This is a genomic window from Bacillus cihuensis, from assembly GCF_000504145.1.
Taxonomy (GTDB): Bacteria; Bacillota; Bacilli; order Bacillales; family DSM-1321; genus Peribacillus; species Peribacillus huizhouensis.
The window spans coordinates 615,892-634,407 of sequence record NZ_KI632497.1; the positions used below are offsets into that span (position 1 = coordinate 615,892).

At 38.0% G+C, this 18,516-nt stretch carries 14 protein-coding genes and 1 riboswitch; of the genes, 9 read left to right on the top strand and 5 right to left on the bottom strand.

Annotated features, from left to right (window positions below):
• Positions 1-93 precede the first annotated feature (93 nt).
• Positions 94-984: a glycerophosphodiester phosphodiesterase gene (locus tag V179_RS28450; protein WP_051405067.1), complete on the bottom strand. Its 891-nt coding sequence runs from the start codon at positions 982-984 to the stop codon at positions 94-96.
• A gap of 165 nt (positions 985-1,149) precedes the next feature.
• Between V179_RS28450 and V179_RS0121155 the strand changes: the two genes are divergently transcribed.
• The 7 genes from V179_RS0121155 (at position 1,150) to V179_RS0121190 (ending at position 10,310) form a co-directional block, all read left to right on the top strand.
• Positions 1,150-2,283 (top strand): ABC transporter ATP-binding protein, encoded by a 1,134-nt coding sequence (locus V179_RS0121155; protein WP_028393252.1) that lies wholly within the window; start codon positions 1,150-1,152, stop codon positions 2,281-2,283.
• On the top strand, positions 2,280-3,212 hold the full coding sequence (locus V179_RS0121160) for a carbohydrate ABC transporter permease (RefSeq protein WP_028393253.1): 933 nt from the start codon (positions 2,280-2,282) through the stop codon (positions 3,210-3,212). Before V179_RS0121155 ends, V179_RS0121160 begins: the two co-directional genes overlap by 4 nt.
• Entirely contained in the window at positions 3,209-4,021 is an 813-nt protein-coding gene (locus tag V179_RS0121165; RefSeq protein ID WP_028393254.1) for a carbohydrate ABC transporter permease, read from the top strand. Before V179_RS0121160 ends, V179_RS0121165 begins: the two co-directional genes overlap by 4 nt.
• A gap of 108 nt (positions 4,022-4,129) precedes the next feature.
• The gene (locus V179_RS0121170) at positions 4,130-5,515 is read left to right on the top strand and encodes an ABC transporter substrate-binding protein (protein ID WP_051405068.1); all 1,386 of its coding nucleotides are present in this window, start codon (positions 4,130-4,132) and stop codon (positions 5,513-5,515) included.
• A gap of 1,599 nt (positions 5,516-7,114) precedes the next feature.
• Positions 7,115-8,848, top strand: coding sequence for an ABC transporter ATP-binding protein (locus tag V179_RS0121180; protein ID WP_028393257.1), 1,734 nt, complete (start codon positions 7,115-7,117; stop codon positions 8,846-8,848).
• Positions 8,849-9,331: 483 nt separating this feature from the next.
• Positions 9,332-9,826 carry a GNAT family N-acetyltransferase gene (locus V179_RS0121185; protein WP_034302141.1) on the top strand — a complete coding sequence of 165 codons (495 nt, stop codon included), beginning with the start codon at positions 9,332-9,334 and terminating at the stop codon, positions 9,824-9,826.
• 211 nt (positions 9,827-10,037) lie between these two features.
• Positions 10,038-10,310 carry an alpha/beta-type small acid-soluble spore protein gene (locus tag V179_RS0121190; RefSeq protein ID WP_028393259.1) on the top strand — a complete coding sequence of 91 codons (273 nt, stop codon included), beginning with the start codon at positions 10,038-10,040 and terminating at the stop codon, positions 10,308-10,310.
• A gap of 94 nt (positions 10,311-10,404) precedes the next feature.
• On the opposite strand, the gene V179_RS0121195 is transcribed toward V179_RS0121190, so the two are convergent.
• Positions 10,405-10,647, bottom strand: a complete 243-nt coding sequence (locus tag V179_RS0121195) for a hypothetical protein (protein ID WP_028393260.1) — start codon at positions 10,645-10,647, stop codon at positions 10,405-10,407.
• A 179-nt stretch (positions 10,648-10,826) separates the two neighbouring features.
• The gene (gene fumC, locus V179_RS0121200; RefSeq protein WP_028393261.1) at positions 10,827-12,209 is read right to left on the bottom strand and encodes a class II fumarate hydratase; all 1,383 of its coding nucleotides are present in this window, start codon (positions 12,207-12,209) and stop codon (positions 10,827-10,829) included.
• Between the two features lie 244 nt (positions 12,210-12,453).
• A riboswitch (SAM riboswitch) is annotated at positions 12,454-12,566 on the top strand.
• An 80-nt stretch (positions 12,567-12,646) separates the two neighbouring features.
• Here fumC and V179_RS0121205 point away from each other — a divergent pair.
• A complete protein-coding gene (locus V179_RS0121205) occupies positions 12,647-13,759 on the top strand; it encodes a methionine biosynthesis PLP-dependent protein (RefSeq protein WP_028393262.1) in 1,113 nt (370 codons plus the stop codon).
• Complete coding sequence (gene metC / locus V179_RS0121210; RefSeq protein ID WP_028393263.1) at positions 13,756-14,928, top strand: cystathionine beta-lyase; 1,173 nt, start codon at positions 13,756-13,758, stop codon at positions 14,926-14,928. The genes V179_RS0121205 and metC overlap by 4 nt, the downstream gene beginning before the upstream one ends.
• A 131-nt stretch (positions 14,929-15,059) precedes the next feature.
• Here the strand turns inward: metC and V179_RS0121215 are convergent, their stop codons facing one another.
• Together V179_RS0121215 and V179_RS0121220 are read right to left on the bottom strand one after the other, a co-directional pair.
• Positions 15,060-16,913, bottom strand: a complete 1,854-nt coding sequence (locus V179_RS0121215; protein ID WP_235179180.1) for an LTA synthase family protein — start codon at positions 16,911-16,913, stop codon at positions 15,060-15,062.
• Positions 16,914-16,919: 6 nt separating this feature from the next.
• Positions 16,920-18,512: an aminotransferase class V-fold PLP-dependent enzyme gene (locus V179_RS0121220; protein ID WP_028393265.1), complete on the bottom strand. Its 1,593-nt coding sequence runs from the start codon at positions 18,510-18,512 to the stop codon at positions 16,920-16,922.
• Between the last annotated feature and the right edge of the window lie 4 nt (positions 18,513-18,516).

Here is an 18,516-nt window from a genome sequence, read left to right on the forward strand (position 1 = left end):
AGAGGAACATTTATGAGCTTTGATGCAATTCGCAAGCTTTTTTATCTGACTATTGTACAACCTCTTATATGGCTTTTACTATGTTGCCTACTTTTATTCATAATTTGTCGGTGTTGGTACCTCTTTGCTTGCCTGGACTAGCTGATCAGCCAAATCAGTAAAAGCACCTGTAATGCCATAGCCAATTAATCTTTTCATATCCTCATGGTTATCAATTGTATACGGATGAATCCACAAGCCAGCCTTTCTAACCGTATGGATGTAGTGTTCATCTATCATTCGATAATTCGGTCCTATCCCACTTGCATACTCTTTCCATTTCTTAATTTGACTATTTGAGACGTTTGCTCTGCCTTTATATTTTATTAATTGTATGAGCGGAATATCTGGATTACTTATATGAATTTTCCGAAGACTTTTTTCACTAAATGATTGAATGATTACTTTACCTTTTGTAGCATTTGACCCAATTAAACCATGCTCAGTTAATAATTTTAGTAATTCTTTTTCCATTCCAGGATACTTAGCAGGATTCTTCGTTTCGATATAGTAATTGGCTGTCTCCCCAAAAGCGTCAAATATTTCCTCCAATGTAGGCACCTTCAAATTTTCGTAAACTGAATCAGCAAACTTTTTATGTTTTTTATTAAACCACGACCCTGCATCAAGTTCTTGAAGTTCTGCGAGTGTATAGGATGATACTTTTCCTTTACCATTTGTTGTCCGATCAACAAAATTATCATGCATCGCAACTAACTTTCCATCTTTCGTCATCTGTAAATCGATTTCCAAATAATCCGCACCTAGCTTTAACGCCAATTCATAAGAGAGAATCGTGTGCTCAGGTGCATAGCCTGATGCTCCGCGATGGCCAATTACAATAAACGAGTTCAAGTCAGCTTCGTTTTGTTCTTCATCGGAACTTATTAGTAGAAATACGGCTATGAACAAAATAACCAATACTCCTGTTTTCGTTTTGCGCATTCCACTTTGCCCCTTCTCACCATATTCAGCACTAAATCATTCAATTGTGTTGAATTTTCACAATTATAATCCACATTCTATATTTTACCTATTATTTTCAAAATATTTACACCTTCTTCATATTCTTTTCTTACACTGGTATTTAAAGTGAAGGAGTTGAGATTGTTGAAAAAAGTAGAACTTCTAAACATTTCAAAAACATATGACCGGAAGCAAGATGTCATCTCGAGTATTAGTGTCACGATTGAACCTGGGGAGTTTTTTGTTCTTGTTGGACCATCTGGTTGTGGTAAGAGTACCATTTTACGAATGATTGCTGGACTTGAGGATATTACTGATGGTGTGATTAAAATCGGTGAAAAAGAAATAAACGATCTTCCTCCTAGCAAACGAGATCTCTCAATGGTCTTTCAAAATTATGCTCTCTATCCACACTTATCGGTTGAAGAGAACATTATCTTTGGTTTACATGTAAAAAAGATATCAAAGTCCGAACGCAAAAAACGGTGCAGTGAAGCCGCTGACATGCTGGGACTAGGGAGTTATTTACAACGAAAGCCTCGCGAACTCTCCGGTGGACAACGACAACGCGTTGCTTTAGCAAGAGCAATTGTCAACCAGTCACCCATTTGTCTTATGGATGAACCATTATCCAATCTAGATGCAAAGCTGCGAGCACATATGCGATCTGAGATTCGGCAGATTCAGCGCCGCTTAGGTATTACAATGATCTATGTCACTCATGATCAAGTTGAAGCGATGACAATGGGTGATCGGATGATGATTTTACATAATGGAGAAATTCAACAAATCGGCAAACCGATTGACATCTATAACCGCCCGGCCAATCCTTTTGTCGCTACATTTATTGGCTCACCACCGATGAACCTCGTTTCATGCACAAATAATTGGAAAACTGGAGAAATTAATATTGATAATCACCTAAGGTTTTTTATCAAACCAGAGGATCAACCAGCAGTGAGGAACAGGCAGCTTACCGTGGGCATTCGTCCTGAACATATCTTACATTCTTCTAATAGATTAACCAATACAATTAAAATGCAAGTTCAGGTTATAAACGTAGAAGTGCTTGGAACTGAAACTATTTTCGCCTTTCATTTAGGTGGAAAAGAATGGTTAGCCAAATGGAACGGTCAATGGCGGTTGTCTGTAAATGATATCGTCCCTATCGAAATCGATTATAATTCAATCTGTCTTTTCGATAAAAAAACGGGCGGGCTAATAAAGGCGCCGGCGAAAATAGAGCGACATATTATCGAGCAAGAGGTTATGATATGAAACTAGCACTTCATGATACGCCAAACCTCTCCCTCAACCAAAAAACAAGTTTGTGGAAGCAGACGCAAAAAGCAAGAGTCGCTTTCTTATATTTACTTCCTTCTTTTTTATTGTTTTCTGTATTCATTTTTTATCCGATGTTTAAAACGATTTATTTAAGTTTTTTCCTTACCGATCAGCAAGGTGAGGCAGCCTTGTTCGTAGGCCTTGATAACTATCAGGATTTACTAACCTCACAAAGCTTTCATAAAAGCATTAAAGCTACTTTATTATTTGTTCTTTACACCGTGCCAGCAGGGATTATTATTGCACTATTTCTGGCATTAATGGCCAATGAAAAATTACGAGGAATTGGGTTCTTTCGCGTAATTTATTCATCTACTATGGGAATTTCCGTTGCTGCATCATCTGTTGTCTGGTTATTTTTATTCCATCCGAGCACCGGGATGTTCAATCGTGTCTTAAACCTATTTGGCATTGCGGAGATTCAGTGGCTTCTAGATCCTGATTGGGCTCTATTTTCTGTATCTGTTTCAACGATTTGGTTAAATCTTGGTTTTTCATTTTTAATCATTCTTGGCGGATTGCAAAATATTGATGAGCATTTATATGAAAGTGCCAGGATTGACGGGGCGAGCTACTGGTATCAATTACGTAGAATCACCATTCCAATGCTTTCGCCTACCCTTTTCTTTATCATTACGATTTCACTAATTAATTCATTCCAAACGTTCGGACAAATCGATATCTTAACAAAAGGCGGACCATCTGAATCCACTAATCTAATTGTGTATGGCATTTATAAAGATGCATTCATAAACTATCAATTTGGTACAGCAAGTGCCCAGGCGGTTGTCCTCTTTATCTGTGTGTTACTATTGACGATTTTGCAATTCAAGCTCGGTGAAAAGAAGGTGCATTATCAATGAATATACGAAACAAACTTTTACTTTACCTTCTTTTGTTCTTTTCTGCTTTCTTGTTGTTTTTTCCGATTCTCTATGCATTCATGATTTCTTTCATGTCAAGCGATGAAATTCTGCACGGTAAGTTCTTTCCAGCGGCCTTCCATTTGGAAAATTACTTGAAAGTCTTTGACCGTCTACCACTTTTGAAATACTTATTGAATAGTTTTATTGTATCTACAAGTGTCATGATTGGGCAGCTCATCGTCTGTTCTATGGCCGCTTATGCGTTCGTATTCATTCAGTTTAAAGGAAGAAACTTCATTTTCTTTCTATTTATTTCAACAATGATGATTCCTTGGGAAGCAACTATGATTCCTAACTTCATAACCATTTTGAAGCTAGACTGGTTCAATACATATCAAGGACTAACATTTCCATTTTTTGCAGCAGCCTTTGGAACCTTCCTGCTAAGGCAAAACTTCTTAACCATTCCAAAGGAGCTTCATGAAGCTTCACAAATTGCAGGACTGAATACCGTTCAGTTTTTTATCAAAGTAGTTCTTCCTGTCTCAAAAACCAGCTTAGTGACACTTGGAGTCTATTCGTTTTTATCAACTTGGAATCAATATCTTTGGCCCTTGCTAGTTACTACCAATGATTCTGTCAGAACAGTGCAAATTGGGTTAAAACAGCTACAAACACAAGAAACAGCTACCGATTGGGGGGTGGTAATGGCAGGTGTAATCGTTGTAATCATTCCAACCTTACTATTGTTATTCCTTGGGCAAAAGCAATTGCAAAAAGGTCTAACACAAGGTGCATTGAAATAAAGTGAAACTCCATCGGTAGGGGCTTTCTTCATCCCCCACTAGTTGTTTGCCCGGTCAGTCTTTTTACTAAAAAATATACTTAATCCATTAATAGGGAGTGTTTCTAGTATGGCTAAAAAGTTGAAATGGTTCATGATGTTCAGTTCATTTCTCTGTTTATTTTTATTAGGTGCCTGTTCGAATAGTGCGAGTCAAAGTAAGAATAACGAAAATGAAAGTTCTAACAACTCTAGCGAAGACAACACCGAAGAAAGTGGACCTGTTGAAGTGTCGTTCTGGCATGCGATGTCAGGTTCAGGTCAGGAAGCAATTGAAGATGTTGTGAATGACTTTAACGAATCTCAAGATAAATACATTGTAAAGCCTGAGTTCCAAGGCAGCTACGAAGAACTTCTACCAAAATTCCGTAGTGTTGGCGGAACGAAAGATGCTCCTGCCATTGTCCAAACTTATGAAATTGGTACAAAATATATGATTGATAGCGGATATATTGAACCCGTTCAGTCTTTTATCGATCGTGACAACTATGACATTAATCAATTGGAGGCAAATATCTTAAACTACTACAAATTGGACGATAAATTATATTCTATGCCTTTTAACTCTTCTACTCCTGTTTTACTGTATAACAAAGAGGCATTTAAAGAGGCTGGACTTGATGCAGAAAACCCGCCGAAAACGTTTAATGAAATTAAAGAAGCGGCAGCTGCACTTACAAAGAAAAACGGGAGCAATACAGAACGTTTTGGTTTTTCTATGCTGACATATGGTTGGTTTTTTGAAGAATTAGTGGCTACCCAAGGCGGTTTATTCGTGAATAACGATAATGGACGCAGTGATCAAGCAACAGAAGCTACCTTTAACAGTGAAGAAGGATTACGGGTATTTAACCTATTAAATGATTTAAATAATGCCGGTCATTTCGGAAACTTCGGAACAAACTGGGATGATATCCGTGCTGCTTTCCAAACTGGCAAAGTTGCTATGTATATGGATTCATCAGCTGGTGTTACAGATACTATAAAAAATGCTCCATTCGATGTCGGTGTTGGCTTCATTCCTTATGCGGATGAAACAGAAAGACAAGGTGTAGTCATTGGCGGCGCTTCTCTTTGGATGTCTAAAGGAATAAGCGAGGCAAACCAAGAAGCAGCTTGGGAGTTTATGAAATACTTACAAACACCTGAAGCTCAAGCAAAATGGCATGTTGCTACAGGATACTTTGCAATCAATCCTGCAGCTTATGACGAACAAATTGTTAAAGACAAATGGGCAGAATCTCCACAATTGAAAGTAACTGTCGATCAGCTCCAAGCAACGATTCCTTCTGTCGCAACCCAAGGAGCACTTATATCCGTTTTCCCGGAAGCAAGGCAGCAAGTCGTTACTGCCTTAGAGAACCTATACCAAGGCGGCAATCCGAAAGAAGAGCTTGATAAAGCAGTAGAAGCAACGAATAAAGCGATTGAGGTAGCAAACAAGACGAAGAAATAATGAACAAATTCATTTTTTCCAAACGTTTTTGCTTGTGAGCTTAGCTATTGTGTTCATAACGGATAAACAATATCTTTTAAGAGAGCTTGGAGAAAATTTTTCTTCAAGCTCTTTTCAAGTTAAATAAATCACATTTCCAGCTATAAAACTAAGATTACGTCTCGGGATATAATTAGTTGAAAGAATGATTTCCAAAGATTCATAATGTCGCACTATTTTATAGTGTTAACAATATCGATCCGATTATCAACGATGCTTCATTCCTTGTTTAAACATAATAAAGTGAAACTTCAATCAGTAGGGGTTTTCTTCATACCCTACTGATTGTTAGTCCCGTTCTAAAGTCGCTAATATCTCCGCGCAGCGTAGATAAATCGACTCTATGAAACCGATTTAACGAACTCAGCCTAAGTACGCCGCGTCCTGCGGCAACGCCTGAGTGACCCACATCCTGTGGGCGCAAACTTTACTTCTGCTCACGCATCGGTAAGTTTCACTGTATCTCACCAATCGAGATTTTACTTCAAAAAGTGAGGCGACGATGTAGGAACGTCTCCTAAGATCGCTCACGTCCTGTGAGCATCAGAGACGCCATCACATCTTGTGATAGTCCGACAAGCATAAGATGGAATACAGCGTGGCGTAGTTTGCCACAGAGTATTACAGCTTATGACCTCGAGGTGCTAGGAGCCGCAACTAGATTAGGCAGTTATCCCCCACCTACGCTTCTTCGAATTCCTCTAAGCCTTGAGTCGGGGAGTTACTGCCCGTTAATGCGGGATACTAAAATTAAATGACGGAATAATTCACTAACTTTTTCTTATTACAAAAATAGTATTTAGAGAATGTCAGCGGCAATATATGGAGCCCATGTTGATAACAATCTCGCCAGACAAACAATCACTTTGCCAGGGTGCGAATCACAGCGACTTCGGTGAGCATCATTATAGATTCTGATCTAACGGAGGTGCTATACATTCCTGATGAGCCGACTGCTGGGCTGCATCCAAAGGATACTAAAGTATTGATAAATGTCATGAAACGGCTGAGAGATTTGGGCAATACCATACTCGTTATTAAGCAAGATGTTGAATTCATGCGTGAGACTGACCATATTATTGACATGGGACCCTGGTGCTAGTCATAATGGAGGGACTATAGATGGTGAAAGAAGTTTACTAGAATTATTGGAACAATAGCATCTCATTAAAGGAGCTTTCTTACGAAATGAGCATCTCCCTAATAAGTATCGACGAAACGGGTCAGGCCAGTATTTGAGAATACACAACCTAATCAAACATCTTTTAAAGAACGTATCTGTATTCTTTCCACCCGGCTGTTTTGTAACAGCCATTGGGATCTCTGGATCAGGTACGTCAATTTTTGACTATTGACCTGCTTGCTTTTGGAGGCACACACAATAACGGCTGTAAAAAGATAACAGAAAAATATATCATTAACGTAAATCAATCCCCTCTTGGTCGAATGCAACACTCCAATAATGTTACGTATTATGACGTTTTCACATTAATACGCAATCTGTTTGCCAATCTACCTAACTCAAAACAAAAAAGATTACACTGACAGGAGTTTTCTACAATGGAACAAAAGAAGAATGGCTTAAAGCCATTTATTTCCCTTATTTTATCAACGAATATCCCAAGGGTTGCCCTCATTACTGGTTTAACTGCAAGTCTTCTGACCACTATTGCTGGTCTTGTCGTACCGTTATTGACTAAGAATTTAGTAGATGGTTTTTCCGTTGCATCTTTAAGCATTCCTATTATGATTGCTATAGGAGCAGCTTTTATCATCCAAGCGATTATTAGCGGGATCTCCATTTATTTATTAAGCTTTGTCGGCCATAAAATTGTCGCAAGGCTACGTGACCGCATGTGGTTAAAATTAATTCGATTGCCAGTAAGCTATTTTGATAAAAACTCAAGTGGTGAAACGGTAAGTCGGGTCGTTAACGATACAAGCGTCGTACGAGATTTAATTTCAAATCATTTCCCACAATTTATCACAGGTATTATTTCTATTATCGGCGCTATCATCATCTTATTTGTCATGGATTGGAAAATGACACTTCTGATGTTAATTTCTGTACCTATTACATTAGTCATTATGATTCCACTCGGTCGAAAAATGGCAAAGATTTCACGTGGTTTACAAGATGAAACAGCCTCATTCACAGGACAAATCCAACAAACACTTAGTGAAATACGTTTAATGAAATCCTCAACCGCTGAACAAAATGAAGAAACAAATGGATTAACAGGCATTGATAAATTACTTGGTTACGGATTAAAGGAAGCTCGCATTTTTGCTTTAATCGGGCCAATCATGTACCTCGTCATTATGGTTGTCATTGTAATGATTATTGGTTATGGCGGTATGCGGGTAGCAAATGGATCGATGTCAACTGGTTCACTTATCGCCTTTTTACTCTATTTATTCCAAATTATTATGCCGATCACCTCCTTTGCGATGTTCTTTACACAATTACAAAAAGCAAAAGGTGCTACAGAGCGAATTATCGAGATTTTGGAACTACCATTGGAGTCTGGGCAAGAGGGCATAGAAATGGATATTACAAATGAGACAATACAAGTTTCAAACGTGGCATTTGCTTATAGTGAGGATGAGCCTGTTCTTGAAAATATCTCACTTCAAGCTCGTCCTGGTGAAATGATAGCTTTTGCCGGACCGAGCGGAAGCGGAAAAACAACGATGTTTGGCTTACTCGAACGATTTTACGAACCTACTACGGGAGAAATACGAATCGGTAACACGCCAATTAATCACTTATCACTTGATTCATGGCGTAGTCAAATTGGGTATGTATCCCAAGAAAGTGCCATGATGGCTGGGTCAATTCGCGATAATTTATGTTATGGTTTGAACGATTCAACACAAATAACTGATGAACGTCTATGGGAAGTAGCCAAAATGGCATACGCCGATCAATTTATTGAAGCTTTCCCGAAAGGATTGGACACAGAAGTTGGCGAGCGTGGTGTAAAACTATCAGGTGGCCAAAGACAACGGATCGCTATCGCCCGTGCTTTTTTACGTGACCCTAAAATTCTCATGATGGATGAAGCAACAGCAAGCTTAGATAGCCAATCAGAAAGTGTTGTACAACAAGCATTAACACGATTAATGGAAGGACGAACTACATTCGTCATCGCCCATCGATTATCAACAATCGTCGATGCTGATAAAATCATTTTCATCGAAAAAGGACAAGTAACAGGCATCGGAACCCATCATGAATTAACACAATCGCATAAATTATACCGTGAATTCGCTGAGCAGCAATTAGCATAAGATAGGAAAATACTATAATTTTTTGTTAAGATAAAGTGAACCCGCAATCAGTGGGGTTCTGCCCGAACATGCGGGATAAAATGAACATAAAGAAGGTGTCCCTGAAATGTCTAACCATACACACAATATACAGTTCATTATTGTACTTTCACTCAATTTAACTGTATATGGTGGTTGTGGGGTCTGACTCTTTCGTTATGGGTCACCCTCTTTTGTTTTATTGTTTCTTTTAGGCTATGTTAAAACTCATTATTGATTTTGGCACTATGTTGATTGGAGCGATCCTACGAAAAATGCGAGACCCCACAGGCGCACAGCACCGAGAAGGCTCCCGGACCGCCCGCAGAAAGCGGAAGCCTCTCTTTGCAATCACCAGGCAAGTTTAATAGAGCCTTCTTTAATAAATGGAATAAAAATATTTGAAATAATTCTCCCTTTGAATTCTTAATTGAACCTGTTTTAAAAGCTAGAGAGGAGTAATATGTGGTGATTAGACCTATTGAAGTACCTGATGCAAAAAGTTTTATCGAATTAAGTAAAAAAATTGATGACTCTAATTTTATGTTATTTGAACCTGGTGAAAGAAACACAACACTCGAACAACAGAGCAAGTTCATCGAAAGAATATTATCTGAAAAGAAATCAATCATCTTTGTTGCCGAAAGTGAATATAATCTCGTAGGTTTTATCGCAGCATTTGGCGGAAATCTAAAAAGAAATCAACATTCCGCTTATCTCGTGTTAGGTGTCCTTGAAGAATTTCAAGGGCAAGGTTTCGCATCTAAATTATTCAATCAAATATTCGAGTGGGCAAAAAATAATGAAATATCAAGATTAGGATTAACGGTTATTAAAGACAACATCAAAGCATTCAATTTATATCGAAAGATGGGTTTTGTCTTGGAAGGTGAGAAAGTCCATTCGCTAATTATTAATGGAGAACCCGTTAATGAATATTATTTATATAAGTTGTTATGATAAACACACCCTTAAATCGAATTATTGCAGTTAACATGAACTACGAATCTAATACTCCCGTTCACCTTGTACCATATTTCATACGTTGTAACAAAATTAGTCATGTATTTATTCAATGGATTTTCCGATCCGGCAAAAGTAGCTTTACTATAAATTTCTGCTGAGTGAACCTTCTCTTTATGGGAACCTTAGATATGAGGAGGGATAAAAAATGGCCAGAAATAAAAAAATTTTAGTTCCCGAAGCACGAGAAGGTTTAGATCAACTAAAAGGTCGTATCATGAAAGCAAAGGGATACGATGTGAATATGACTGAACCTGACAATGTAAAATTCGAAATCGCCGAAGAACAAGGAATACCACTAAAAAAAGGATACAATGGCCAACTTACTTCAAAACAAGCAGGGAAAATTGGTGGAACGATTGGTGGCAATATGGTCAAAGAAATGATAAAAATAGCCCAAGAACAAATCATGCGAAAATGAGTAATTCATAAATAAGATAAGGTCTAGTAGAATAAAGTATGCTGTTTCTGACGAATCGACTCTCTCATACCGAAAGCTCGATTCGCTTTTTTATTTATTCCTTAACCAAGATAACTTCATCATGTTGACATTTCAAACATTTCATTATATGTGGACACTGACCTTTTTTTAATGATTCTGGAAAACCATCATTTTGCTTTAAGATATCTATGTCCATATATGCGCTATACTTATCATCATAGTCCATTGCTTTTCCCATATCCTTCATTTCGGAATCACATTCTGGGCATGCAACATAAATCTTTCGTAGTCCATTGCAAAGCGGACATAATGTCATATTCATTTCCTCCTATTTTCATCGAATCAAAACCAAAGGGTCAAACCACGCACTCATATATACAGAAATAATAAGTGATAATACTCTTGGTACAGAGTATTGAGTACGTGGCTAGACCCCTCTTAATATATCTCTAACTTGGTTGTTTTCATTGTCTCAGCTACTTCACTTTTACCTACTTAGTTATTCACCATATTTTGCGGATTTACCCACTCTTCGAATTGTTCTTCGTTTAGGTAACCTAGTTTAAGAGCTGTTTCTTTTAATGTTGAGTTGTTTTTAAATGCAGTTTTTGCAATTTCAGCTGCTTTTTCGTAACCAATATGTGGATTAAGTGCGGTTACAAGCATTAATGAACGTTCAACATTTTCTTTAATTTTTTCTAAGTTTGCTGTAATTCCTACTGCACAGTTATCATTGAATGAGTGAATTCCGTCAGTCAATAGTTTTACCGATTGTAAGAAGTTATAAATGATTACAGGCTTGTATACATTCAATTCAAAATTTCCTTGGCTTGCAGCGAATGAGATAGCTGTATCATTTCCGACTACTTGTACCGCAATCATCGTTAATGCTTCACTTTGAGTTGGATTTACTTTACCAGGCATAATTGAACTTCCTGGTTCATTTTCAGGAATTGCGATTTCTGCGATACCACTTCTTGGACCGCTCGCTAACCATCTTACATCGTTTGCGATCTTCATCAAGTCTGCAGCAAGTGCTTTGATGGCACCATGTGCATAGGCAATTTCATCGTGACTTGTTAATGCATGGAATTTATTATCCGAGGTAACAAAATCATATCCAGTATCAGCTGCCATTTGTTGTGCAGAAAGTGCAGCAAATTCTGGTTTAGAGTTAATTCCTGTTCCGACGGCTGTTCCACCAAGTGCCAAATTCAAAATATGCTTGCTGCTCTCCTCAATCATATAAAGTGATTTATCAAGCATCGCTCTCCAGCCGCTGATTTCTTGCCCAAGTGTGATTGGTGTAGCATCTTGTAAATGTGTACGACCGATTTTTACGATATCCGCGAATTCCTGTTCTTTCGCAGCAAATGTATCTCTGAGCACTTTGATCGCAGGAACCAATTTGCTTGCTACTTCAACATACGCCGCTATATGCATCGCAGTTGGGAATGTATCATTTGAGCTTTGCCCTTTGTTCACATCATCGTTTGGATGAAGCTTTTCATCACTGCCATTTTCCTTCAACCATTCGTTTCCTTTGTTTGCGATGACTTCATTTACGTTCATATTACTTTGTGTACCACTACCCGTTTGCCAGACAACGAGTGGGAAATGCTCGTCCAATGTACCTTCAAGAATTTCTCCACATATTTTTACTATGGCATTTTTCTTCATTTCAGATAAATCACCAAGATCAAAATTCACTTTAGCTGCCGCTTGTTTTACATAAGCAAACGCATGAATTAATTCAATCGGCATTTTTTCATAGCCTATTTTGAAGTTGTTACGGCTTCTTTCAGTTTGTGCACCCCAATACTTGTCAGAAGGAACCTTTACTTCCCCCATTGTATCTTTCTCAATTCTGTATTCCATTTCTTCTCCTCCAAATCTCTGTTATAACGCTAATACAGTCCTACTTAGTAGGAATCCCCTTTATTTTGTTAGCGCTTTAGTTTTTAAAAATTCTACATACATTATTATTGTACAAATGTTTTGCATTTAAAAGCAAATAAAAAAAAAGCTGTCCATCGTTTCTTAATACATAAATATGGATTTGCTTTTAATTGACATTAAAGATAAAGTATAGTAAATTCATAATTAACTAAATAATCAGGATTTCTTATCAAGAGAGGTCGAGGGAATGGCCCTGTGACGCCTCAGCAACCAGCAATAATAACATATTGCCAAGGTGCTAATTCCATCAAGCTATTTATGCTTGGTAGATAAGAAGAGACTGCATACTTATGCGCTTATAAAGTCTTCTTCTTAAAGAAGACTTTTTTTATTTTCTAGAAAAGGAGCCGTGAACGATAGTGAAAATTGATACACAATTAGCTCAATTAGGGAATCGAAGTGAAACTGTAACTGGTACAGTAAGTCCTCCTGTATATTTCTCTACTGCATATCGCCATAATGGCATTGGCCAATCAACTGGATATGATTATTCTCGGTCAGGAAACCCAACTCGTCAGCTGCTCGAACAAGCGATAGCTAATCTTGAAGGTGGCGATCAAGGATTTGCTTGCAGCTCTGGAATGGCTGCCATTTTCACAGTTCTTTCCCTTTTCCAGTCTGGTGATGAATGGATTGTCAGCAATGATTTATACGGCGGCACCTATCGATTGCTGGAAAAGGATTTTAAAAAATGGGGGTTAACATGTACATATGTTGATACAAATAACATAGCCGAGATTAAAAACAGTATTTCCCCTCAAACAAAAGCGATTTTTCTTGAAACGCCTACGAATCCGCTAATGCAGGAAACAGATATTGATGCAGTGTCAGCTATTGCAAAACAGTACGATGTCTTATTAATCGTGGATAATACATTCTATACACCTCTTCTGCAAAAACCGCTAGAAAACGGCGCCGATATTGTGATTCACAGTGCTACAAAATATTTAGGCGGACATAATGATGTACTTGCCGGACTCATAGTATCAAAAGGTAAAGATCTTTCTGAAGCTCTAGCACATCACCATAATAGTGCAGGTGCAGTACTAAGTCCATTCGATTCATGGCTGTTAATGCGTGGTATGAAGACACTTTCTTTGCGAATGGAAAGACATCAAGAAAACGCACGGAAACTTGCAGATTATCTTTCTACCCATGAATCCATTACAGATGTTCTCTATCCAGGAAAAGGCGGAATGCTTTCTTTCCGAGTAAGCGATGAACAATATGTGAATTCATTTTTGCAAAGCTTGAACCTTATCTCATTTGCTGAAAGCCTTGGCGGAGCGGAAAGTTTTATTACCTACCCTGCCACACAAACACATGGAGACATCCCTGAAGAGATAAGATTCGCAAATGGTATATGTAATAGGCTGCTTCGATTCTCTGTAGGTATTGAAGCATCGGAAGATATTATCCATGATCTAGATCAAGCATTCGCTAAGATGAAAAAGGAGGTTTTAGCATGACAGCCGACCATTTCAGCTTTGAAACATTGCTTCTCCATAATAACCATAAATTTGATTCAAGAAACGGAGCAGTTAGCGTGCCGATTCAGCATGCTTCCACTTTCCATCAATTTGATTGTGACCAGTTTGGGAAATATGATTACAGCCGAAGCGGGAATCCCACTCGCGAAGCGTTAGAAGAGATCATTGCAGGACTAGAAGAAGGTACAAATGGATTTGCCTTCGCATCAGGAATGTCGGCTATTTCTACTGCTTTAATGCTTTTATCAGCTGGCGATCATGTGATCGTATCTGAAGACGTGTATGGCGGAACATTTCGGATGGTCACACAAGTACTTTCCCGCTTTAATATTGAACATAGCTTTGTTGATATGACTGACATAGCAAATGTGAAGTCAGCCATTCAACCTAATACGAAAGCCATTTATATCGAAACTCCTTCCAATCCCCTTTTGAAGGTAACCGATATTCATGGAATCTGTTGTATTGCGAAACAAATTGGTGCATTAACATTTGTTGACAATACATTTCTAACGCCAGCGTTGCAAAAGCCACTAACATTGGGAGCAGATATAGTCCTTCATAGCGCGACTAAATTTTTATCAGGACATAGCGATGTCGTTGCCGGCCTTGCTGTCGTACGGGATCCAGAAATAGCAGAAAAACTCAGATTTCTGCAAAATTCATTCGGAGCTGTTCTTGGCGTACAAGATGCATGGCTTGTCATGCGAGGTCTGAAAACATTGCATGTTCGAATGGAGCACTCTGTGCAATCCGCTCAAAAAATCGCGGCATTCTTGGAATCCCATCCCCTTGTAAAAAAAGTTCATTATCCAGGACTTAACAGCCATCCACAATTTGCTTTGCAAAAGCAACAAGCGAAATCAGCTGGTGCAGTATTTTCGTTTGAATTAGAAAATGAAGATGTGCTACGCTCCTTTGTTTCTAATGTTACTCTACCAGTTTTTGCTGTAAGCCTTGGTGCTGTCGAAACGATTTTATCTTATCCAGCGAAGATGTCACACGCTGCAATGCCTGACTGTGAACGTGAAAAACGAGGCATCACGAAAAGCTTACTTCGTCTTTCAGCGGGCCTTGAAAATCCAGATGACCTGATTAAAGATTTTTCGGAAGCCTTGGAAAAAAGTAAACTGGTACTTACCGTTTAATAAATTTTTTCTTGAAGAAGAGTGTCAAAAGGGTCTGACCTCTCACTCTAAATCAGTATGGAATGTTTCATAGTATCCTAATATACTGTATTTAGTTGTTGCGAGGCCTGACCCTTGGACACCTTCTTTTTTTAATCTTTTGTACTGGTAAACCGCAATAAATCTCCAAATATAATCTCATCAGACAACCCTAATTCATCATATACAGTTTGCCGATATGGTTCACATGTAGCATTATTCAACTGTTCCCCCGATCCTTTACGATAGCAAACCCCATCTTGGAAAATATACGTATCATTTACAAAACCGCCATCTCTGAAAATCACGGGATGATTTGGAGATCTTGTAAACAAGTTGTGACCAAACGATATTGTTTGTTCTGTTTTTATTCCTAAGAGATGTAAAAGAGTTGGCCGAATGTCAATTTCTCCGCCTGGGACTGAAATCGTTTTCCCGCGCTCACCAGGAATATGGATAATCACTGGTACTTGGCGGTATTGAATGTGATTAATTGGCGAATATTCATCACCTAGCATTTGACTTAACGCCACTTCATATTTTTTTGAAATCCCGTAATGATCCCCATATAACACAAAGATTGTGTCTTCATACATTCCATGATCCTTAAGTGTTTGAAATAGCCGCTTAATTGCTTCGTCCTGATAACGAACCGTTGTCACGTACCGATTTACGACATCTTCGTCAGTATTTCCCATTGCAATTAGCTGGTCAGTTTCATCCAACAAAAATGGAAAGTGATTCGTTAATGTAATCAATTTTGCCAGATACGGTTCAGGCATTGTTTTCATAAGCTCCACAGATTGCTCAAAAAAAGGAATATCTTTAATACCATAATTAACCGAATTCTCATCGGTTACCACATAATCTTGCTTGGAAAAAAAGCGATCGTAGCCAAGGTTCTCATACATTTTTTCGCGATTCCAAAAGGATGCGTCATTTCCGTGAAAGGAAGCTGAATAATATTGACCATTCTCTCGCAAAAGACGTTGTAGACTTGTAAACGTATTACCTGGACGTCGAACGAAGACAGACCCTCCAGACAGCGGGTATAGACTCGTATCAATCATAAACTCGGAATCTGATGTTTTCCCTTGTGCAGTCTGATCATAAATTTGATTGAAATAAAAGCTTTCCTTTATCAAGTCATTCAAAAATGGTGTGATTTCTCGATCATTCACTTTTCGATTGATTACAAAGTTTTGTGTAGATTCCATACTGATTAACACAACATTCTTTCCTTTTGCTATTCCGAATAAATCCGTGGTATCATCCTTTTTACTCGCCATGTACTCCTCGATTTTCGCAGTATCGACATGTGTAGCCACTGCACGATCAATAGTAGGACGAAGCCCCATCGCAATGTCATACAGATGATAATTGTAAGGACCGATGCTTTTAACCATCAGTTCTCTGTTAAACGAGGCAGAAAAAAGATATGGAGACCGAAGCCACCCAAGTCCTGCTAATAAAATAAGTAGTAATGTACTGAAGCCAATAAACCGCTTTTTAAATCGGGCACTTATCTCATTCGGTTGGTTGATGATTTTTTTTGTAAAAAGGGCAATGATTAATACATCTACAAATAAGAGTAAATCCCACACTTGCATCAACTCAAACGTACTTGGACCAATTCCCCCGACATTTTTAAATTGAAACAATATAGAAACGGTCACAAAATCAATATAAAAACGGTAATACAATAAATCTCCATAAAGCAATCCTGTTATGAATAGCATAATCACTAAAAGCCACTTCATATGAAGTCTTTTTGTAAAGTAAATGCTAAATCCGATTAATAAAAGCAGTGAACCGATTGGATTGACAATAAGAAGCAGAGCATCGAACCAAGAATGAATGGCAATATCAAAACCAATAAATGAAACGATAACGGTCTTCAACCACATACATGTACACGCAAATAAAAACAGTAGTTTCGGAGTCACCCTCGTCTCTTTCATCGTCATATTTCATCACACCTTACTAGCAAAGTCTGTTTTCGCAAACGTCAACTCACAAAGTAGAAGACGAATTGATTCTTCACTATGATGACCCATTAACGAAATTTGGAGCCAGTTGCGCTTTAATAAATAGTGGCTTTCATAACTTGTTAGGATGTTTTTACTTTTCAAGAAATCACCTAATGTTTTTGAAGATTGATAAGTTGGTAAATTGATCGTGATAATACCTGGTGAATACATTTCGTTTCCTAAATAGTTATAACCATTTTCCTTTAAAAACTTTCTAATGAATATCGCTTTTGGTTCAATTATGCTGAAATCTATTTTTTGCAATGCAACATGTAATGCGTTTAATAGATTAGAAGAATGTGTAAATGGGGTACCATCATACTCCTGATACATTCCCATATCTAAATATCTTGGCAGATTATCATTATGACGTAGCTTATCCCGGTGAAAAACAATGACTAAGCCGGGGTAGGATCCTAAAGCCTTACCACTGACAGTCGTGGCCATTAATACATTTTTAAAGGACACAGGGACAACACCAACCGAGCTGCATGCATCAACACATAATTCAGCACCAAACTTCAGACAAAGCTCCTCGATTTTGTTCAAATCATATAAATAGCCGGTTGAGGTTTCACAATGCACGGTCCAGACCCATTTAATATTTGGATTTTCTCTTAAGCAATGTTCGATCTCGGAAATCGAAATGGGCTTATTCCATTCTTTTTCAATCGTTAAAAATGACAAATTAAAGCGTGAGGCATGGTCAATTAGCCGGTAACCGAATTCCCCATTTGCCAAAATTAAACCAGTCCCTTCGATCTGAGAAAGCTGTGCAGCCACTATATCATTTCCTAATGTGCCAGTCCCAACAACAACTTCTGCATACTTAGCGTTTGTCATGTTACAAAGAACGTTCCGTATCTTGTCCATTTGATTCATAAATCCGCTTGAGCGATGTGAGATAGCAGGTAGAGCGATAGCCTTGATTACTTCAGGATGAAGCTGTACCGGACCAGGAAGAAACGAAATTTTGCTAGCTACTTTGGAATTCCTGGCTATGAGTCTTTTGAAAACCTTTGTTGAGTTTTCAAATTGCTCAACTGTCAAATACATCGGCTGAAACTTAGCTTGTTCTGTCCCGACCATTTCACCAAATGCTTTAAATCCCATTCTTTTGTATAAAGGAATTTGCTGTTCAACACCTGATATAAGCGCCATATTATATTTTTTCTTTAAGCAAAAGCTAACTAGCAATTCAACCAATTTATAAAAAACGGGGCTTTTCCTAAATTCATTTTTTACAGTAAGTAGTCTTATTTCACATGGATTAGCATCGCTCGGTAAATAGTCGTCCAAATTCGTCAGTTTTTGATCCAATGAAAATGGTCGATTGGATCGAACAGCGATCATCCCAACGACTTCCTGATTTTTCTTGGCAATTATGTAGGTATTTTGTTTGTCAAAACGATCAATTAATCGCTGTTGTTCGTTTTGATTATGTTGAGGAATTTCTTCCACAAATGTTTGATAATTAAGTTTATAAATTTGCTCGAACTCAGATTGCTCTGAAGCGATTTTATAAACAACTTCCACTATA

Excerpts from the sequence above, each read along its gene's own strand:
- V179_RS28450 (WP_051405067.1), bottom strand. The coding sequence starts at position 984 with ATGCGCAAAACGAAAACAGGAGTATTGGTTATTTTGTTCATAGCCGTA.
- V179_RS0121160 (WP_028393253.1), top strand. The coding sequence starts at position 2,280 with ATGAAACTAGCACTTCATGATACGCCAAACCTCTCCCTCAACCAAAAA.
- V179_RS0121165 (WP_028393254.1), top strand. The coding sequence starts at position 3,209 with ATGAATATACGAAACAAACTTTTACTTTACCTTCTTTTGTTCTTTTCT.
- V179_RS0121170 (WP_051405068.1), top strand. The coding sequence starts at position 4,130 with ATGGCTAAAAAGTTGAAATGGTTCATGATGTTCAGTTCATTTCTCTGT.
- V179_RS0121180 (WP_028393257.1), top strand. The coding sequence starts at position 7,115 with ATGGAACAAAAGAAGAATGGCTTAAAGCCATTTATTTCCCTTATTTTA.
- V179_RS0121190 (WP_028393259.1), top strand. The coding sequence starts at position 10,038 with ATGGCCAGAAATAAAAAAATTTTAGTTCCCGAAGCACGAGAAGGTTTA.
- V179_RS0121195 (WP_028393260.1), bottom strand. The coding sequence starts at position 10,647 with ATGACATTATGTCCGCTTTGCAATGGACTACGAAAGATTTATGTTGCA.
- fumC (WP_028393261.1), bottom strand. The coding sequence starts at position 12,209 with ATGGAATACAGAATTGAGAAAGATACAATGGGGGAAGTAAAGGTTCCT.
- metC (WP_028393263.1), top strand. The coding sequence starts at position 13,756 with ATGACAGCCGACCATTTCAGCTTTGAAACATTGCTTCTCCATAATAAC.
- V179_RS0121215 (WP_235179180.1), bottom strand. The coding sequence starts at position 16,913 with ATGACGATGAAAGAGACGAGGGTGACTCCGAAACTACTGTTTTTATTT.